Source organism: Micromonospora sp. 4G55, assembly GCF_016803375.1.
This window is the reverse complement of the sequence record NZ_JAEVHN010000540.1, coordinates 1-4,265: the sequence shown is the minus strand read 5'-3', so window position 1 is coordinate 4,265 and position 4,265 is coordinate 1. Positions and strand designations below refer to the sequence as shown.

The following is a 4,265-nucleotide window of genomic DNA, read 5'->3' as shown; positions in this document are numbered from 1 at the left end:
CGGCCTGAGCTGCGCCGACGCGGCGTCCGCGCGGGCCGGCCGGGCGGGATGTCGGGTACGCCACACCGGCGGGTACCATCAGCGGGCAGCTACGAGGTGGGAGCCAGTCCAGCGATGAGCGATCGTCAGTGCACCGTCCTGCTCTACAGCGACGACCCGCAGGTCCGTGACCGGATGCGGCTGGCCGTCGGCACCCGCCCGGCGCCCGGCCTCGAGATCGAGTTCGTCGAGGCCGCCACGTACGCCGAGTGCATCCGACTGGTCGACGACTACGAGATCGACCTCATGCTGCTCGACGGCGAGGCCAGCCCGGGCGGCGGCATCGGCATCGCCCGCCAGATCAAGGACGACCGGGACGACGCCCCGCCCACCTGCGTGGTCATCGCCCGCTCCGCCGACCGATGGCTCGCCGCGTACGCGCAGGTCGACGCCACGCTGGTGCACCCGCTCGACCCGGTGACCACCGGCACCACGGTCGCCGAACTGCTGCGTACGCACGCCGCCGCCTGAGTCTGCGCGCTCGGCGGCGCCTCCGGCGCCCGGGCGACGGGCGCCGTCCCCGTCCCACCCGCACCCACGCCCGCTCGGGAGGCCCACCATGGGCGAACGGACCTGGCCGCACCTGCTCAACGCGCTGCTGCGCGGTAACGAGCTCTCCACCGCGGACACCGCGTGGGCGATGGACGAGATCATGACCGGCGCGGCCGCCCCGTCCCAGGTCGCCGCCTTCGCGGTGGCGCTGCGGGCCAAGGGCGAGACCCCCGCCGAGCTGGCCGGCCTGGTGGAGGCGATGCTCGGCCGGGCGGTCCCGGTCGAGCTGCCCGAGGAGCTGCGGCGCACCGCGCTGGACGTGGTCGGCACCGGCGGTGACCTCGCCCACACCGTGAACATCTCCACGATGACCGCCCTCGTGGTGGCCGGCGCCGGCGTCCGGGTGGTCAAGCACGGCAACCGCGCGGCCTCCTCGCTCTGCGGCACCGCCGACCTGCTGGAGTTCCTCGGCGTGCCGCTGGACCTGGCGCCCGAGCAGGTCGCCCGCTGCGTCGAGGAGGCCGGGATCGGGTTCTGCTTCGCCGGCCGGTTCCACCCGGGGATGCGGCACGCCGGCCCGGTCCGCCGGGAGATCGGCGTACCCACCTTCTTCAACTTCCTCGGCCCGCTGACCAACCCGGCCCGTCCCCGGGCCGGCGCGGTGGGCTGCTTCGACGCGCGGATGGCGCCGGTGATGGCGGCCGTCTTCGCCGGGCGGGGCGACTCGGCGATCGTGATGCGCGGCGAGGACGGCCTGGACGAGTTCACCACCGCCGCGCCCACCCGGGTCTGGGTGGCCCAGCAGGGCACCGTCAGAGAGGCCGTGCTGGACGCGACGGACCTCGGGGTACCCCGGTCCACCCTGGCCGACCTGCGGGGCGGGGACGCGGCGTACAACGCCGGGGTGGCCCGCCGGCTGCTGGCCGGGGAGACCGGCCCGGTGCGGGACGCCGTGCTGGTCAACTCCGCCGCCGCGCTGGCCACCCAGGGGCCGCTGGACGGCGACCTGACCGAGGCGCTGCGGGCCGGGCTGGGCCGGGCCGCCGAGTCGATCGACTCGGGCGCGGCGGCCGCCGTCCTGGAGCGCTGGGTCGAGGTGGCCCGCACCCGCTGAGCGGGTGGCGCGGCGGAACTGTCGCAGGGGCGTGCCAAACTACACGGGAGTAATTTCCGTTTTCCGCCGATGGCTCCGATGGTCGTCGGCGGGCACCGGAGCGAGAGGAGACGCCCGTGTCGGACCGCGAGCTCTACTGCGACACCTGCGAGGGCGTGCAGCCGTTCGAGGTCCCGCCCTGCGTCGACGGTCACGACCTCGACTGCCCCGAGTTGATCTGCACCGGCTGCGGCACGGCCGTGCTGATCGCCACCTTCGCCTTTCCCGCCCCGCGCCTGGCCGACCGGCGCCCGCGGGCGACCTCCCGGTCGGGCCGCCGCGCGGCCTGACCCGCGGCCCCGCCCTCATCGCGTGTTCCCACTCGCCGTGCTGCCGGGCCGTTGGCCCCGCCGGCGACCGCGCGACCGGCGTCCCGGGCCGGTCGACCTGATGCCGTGGCCGACCTGTCGACCTGATGTCGTGGACGACTCAGGGGGCCGGAAACACGCGTAGGCCCGCGTCCCGGAGCGGGACGCGGGCCTACGGGCGAAGCCGTCGGATCAGTGCTCGGCGGTACGCCGGGTGCCGGTGTAGTACTCGAAGAGCAGGCCGCACGCGGCGAAGATGACCGCGACCAGGCCGACGCCCACCAGCCAGAACTGCCAGTACACCAGGCCCAGGCCGGCCACCGCGGCGGCCAGCGCCAGGCCGAACGGCCAGTAGCTGCCCGGGCTGAAGAAGCCGATCTCGCCCGCGCCGTCGGCGATCTCGCCGTCCGGCCGGTCCTCCGGGCGCAGGTCGATGCGGCGGGAGACGAACCAGAAGAAGCCACCGCACATCGTGCAGAGCAGGAACGACAGCAGCAGAGCCACCGTGCCGACCCACTCGACCCGGCCGCCCGAGTCACCCCAGGTCCAGGCACCGTAGAGCACCGTCGCGCCGAACAGGAACGCGGCGATGACCAGGAAGATACGCCACTCGGTCTTCATCTCGGTTCCCTCAGTTCCTCGGGTCGGAGTGCGACTTGTCGGGGTTGAAGGTGGCCACGTTGCGCCGCGTCTTGAACGGGATGGTGGTCGACGCGTACGGGTCCTCGCCGATGGCGCTGAGCGCCTCCTGCGTCGACTTGCCGTCCCGCTTGGCCGCCAGGAACTGGTCGTACTTCTCCGGAGAGACGACGCGCAGCTCGAAGTTCATGAAGGCGTGGTAGCTGCCGCAGAGCTCGGCGCACCGGCCGACGTACGCGCCCTCGGACTGGAGCTTGGAGATCTCGAAGACGTTGCGGATGTTGCCCGGCATGACGTCCCGCTTGAACAGCAGCTCCGGCACCCAGAACGAGTGGATGACGTCGCGGCTGGTCTCCTCGAAGCGGATCGACCGGTCGGTCGGCAGGACCAGCACCGGGATGACCTCGCTGGTGCCCAGCACCGACGCCACGGTGTTGGCCTCGGGGCCCTGACCGTCGCGGTAGTTGAACTGCCAGTTCCACTTGAACGCGACGACCTCGACGGTCACGTCGGGGTTCTTCGTGGTCCGCACCACGTCGGTCTGCACGACCGCCGTGTAGTAGAAGAGCACGGAGACGATCAGGATCGGCGCGATGGTGTAGAGGAACTCCATCGGCAGGTTGTACCGGGTCTGCACCGGCAGCTCGTTGCCCCGCTTGCGGTAGCGCACGACGCACCAGAAGATCAGGCCCCAGACGAAGACGCCGACCGCGAGGGCGGCGATGCAGGAGGCGATCCACAGGTCGTACATCCGGTGCGACTCCGGCGAGATGCCGCCCTGCGGCCAGCCGAAACCGTCGACCGAGCTGCCGACGTTGCAGCCGGTGAGCAGAACCAGCAGCGCCGCTCCGCCGAGACCGAGCCCGGCGAGTCGACCAGCACCACGCCGCCGGCGCCCACCGGCTCCTGGGGAAGCGCTGTGCCGTACGGCCGCGGGCCGTACCTCCGAACTCCTTGCGACCACCTGGTCCTGCCTCCCTAGCGCGCCGCGGTGGGTTTCCCTGAAGCACCGACGGCAAAGGCGTCACCGACGGTCGCAGATTACTCGACCATGACGGGCTCGACCGTGTTGGGGTCACTGTGCGCCCCCATCGGGGGCCTCGTGGGCATACCGACCCGATAGCGTGGGCTGTCGTGAGCCCTACCCCTGTCTACCTGGATGCGGCCACCGCCGCGCCGCTGCACCCGGTGGCCCGGCAGGCGCTGCTGGCCGCTCTCGACGACGGCTGGGCCGACCCGGCCAGGCTGTACACCCAGGCCCGCCGGGCCCGCCAGCTCCTCGACGCCGCCCGCGAGGCCACCGCGGCCACGCTCGGCGTCCGCCGCCGACGAGCTCTCCTTCACCCCAGCGGTACGACCGCGGCGCACGGGGCGGTGCTGGGTGGCCTGGCCGGGCGGCGGCGGGTCGGGGCGACGCTGGTGCACTCGGCGATCGAGCACTCCGCGGTGCTGCACGCCGCCGAGCGGCACGTGGCCCGGTGGCGGCGGCGCGGTCGCCGTGCCGGTGGGACCGGCTCGGCCGGCTCGAGGAGTCCGCCTGGTCCGACGCGGTACGCGCCCCCGGGGTCGCGCTGGCCGCGCTCTGACTTCGCCGCCAGCCACGAGGTGGGCACGGTCCAGGCCGGTGGCCCGGG

5 protein-coding genes and 1 pseudogene are annotated in these 4,265 nt (G+C 73.3%); 4 read left to right on the top strand and 2 right to left on the bottom strand.

Annotated features, from left to right (window positions below; genetic code table 11):
* Positions 1-114 precede the first annotated feature (114 nt).
* The 3 genes from JNW89_RS29340 to JNW89_RS29330 all read left to right on the top strand — a co-directional run bounded on the left by JNW89_RS29340 (position 115) and on the right by JNW89_RS29330 (position 1,974).
* Positions 115-510: a hypothetical protein gene (locus tag JNW89_RS29340; protein ID WP_154943960.1), complete on the top strand. Its 396-nt coding sequence runs from the start codon at positions 115-117 to the stop codon at positions 508-510.
* Positions 511-598: 88 nt separating this feature from the next.
* Complete coding sequence (trpD, locus tag JNW89_RS29335; protein ID WP_238451560.1) at positions 599-1,645, top strand: anthranilate phosphoribosyltransferase; 1,047 nt, start codon at positions 599-601, stop codon at positions 1,643-1,645.
* Positions 1,646-1,761: 116 nt separating this feature from the next.
* Entirely contained in the window at positions 1,762-1,974 is a 213-nt protein-coding gene (locus tag JNW89_RS29330; RefSeq protein ID WP_238451559.1) for a hypothetical protein, read from the top strand.
* A 210-nt stretch (positions 1,975-2,184) separates the two neighbouring features.
* On the opposite strand, the gene JNW89_RS29325 is transcribed toward JNW89_RS29330, so the two are convergent.
* Both JNW89_RS29325 and coxB read right to left on the bottom strand, forming a co-directional pair.
* A complete protein-coding gene (locus JNW89_RS29325) occupies positions 2,185-2,613 on the bottom strand; it encodes a cytochrome c oxidase subunit 4 (RefSeq protein WP_238451558.1) in 429 nt (142 codons plus the stop codon).
* A gap of 10 nt (positions 2,614-2,623) precedes the next feature.
* Entirely contained in the window at positions 2,624-3,595 is a 972-nt protein-coding gene (coxB, locus tag JNW89_RS29320) for a cytochrome c oxidase subunit II (RefSeq protein ID WP_238451557.1), read from the bottom strand.
* Positions 3,596-3,765: 170 nt separating this feature from the next.
* On the opposite strand from coxB, the pseudogene JNW89_RS29315 reads away from it, so the two are divergent.
* Positions 3,766-4,265: pseudogene (locus tag JNW89_RS29315) on the top strand (aminotransferase class V-fold PLP-dependent enzyme); the annotation flags it as partial.

Bases quoted from the DNA above. Each gene is read 5' to 3' on its own strand.
- JNW89_RS29340 (WP_154943960.1), top strand. From the start codon at position 115: ATGAGCGATCGTCAGTGCACCGTCCTGCTCTACAGCGACGACCCGCAG.
- trpD (WP_238451560.1), top strand. From the start codon at position 599: ATGGGCGAACGGACCTGGCCGCACCTGCTCAACGCGCTGCTGCGCGGT.
- JNW89_RS29325 (WP_238451558.1), bottom strand. From the start codon at position 2,613: ATGAAGACCGAGTGGCGTATCTTCCTGGTCATCGCCGCGTTCCTGTTC.